Source organism: Sphingomonas sp. GW821-FHT02B09 (assembly GCF_059421875.1).
On the sequence record NZ_JBWKVV010000037.1, the window covers coordinates 1 to 589 of the forward strand.

Sequence of the window (589 nt, forward strand, 5' to 3'; positions counted from 1 at the left end):
GTCTTAAAGGCAATTCTGGAGTTGAGCTCCAGGCTTTCACCTCTAACTTACAAAGCCGCCTACGTGCGCTTTACGCCCAGTAATTCCGAACAACGCTAGCTCCCTCCGTATTACCGCGGCTGCTGGCACGGAGTTAGCCGGAGCTTATTCTCCCGGTACTGTCATTATCATCCCGGGTAAAAGAGCTTTACAACCCTAAGGCCTTCATCACTCACGCGGCATTGCTGGATCAGGCTTTCGCCCATTGTCCAATATTCCCCACTGCTGCCTCCCGTAGGAGTCTGGGCCGTGTCTCAGTCCCAGTGTGGCTGATCATCCTCTCAGACCAGCTAAGGATCGTCGCCTTGGTGCGCTCTTACCACACCAACTAGCTAATCCTACGCGGGCTCATCCTCTGGCGATAAATCTTTGGACTTACGTCATCATCCGGTATTAGCAGTCGTTTCCAACTGTTATTCCGAACCAAAGGGCAGATTCCCACGCGTTACGCACCCGTGCGCCACTAGATCCGAAGATCTCGTTCGACTTGCATGTGTTAGGCATGCCGCCAGCGTTCGTTCTGAGCCATGATCAAACTCTCAAGTTTATG

General features: G+C 52.8%; 1 rRNA gene. It reads right to left on the reverse strand.

The window, feature by feature from the left end:
* Positions 1–586, reverse strand: a 16S ribosomal RNA gene (locus AC07U4_RS24840); the annotation flags it as partial.
* Between the last annotated feature and the right edge of the window lie 3 nt (positions 587–589).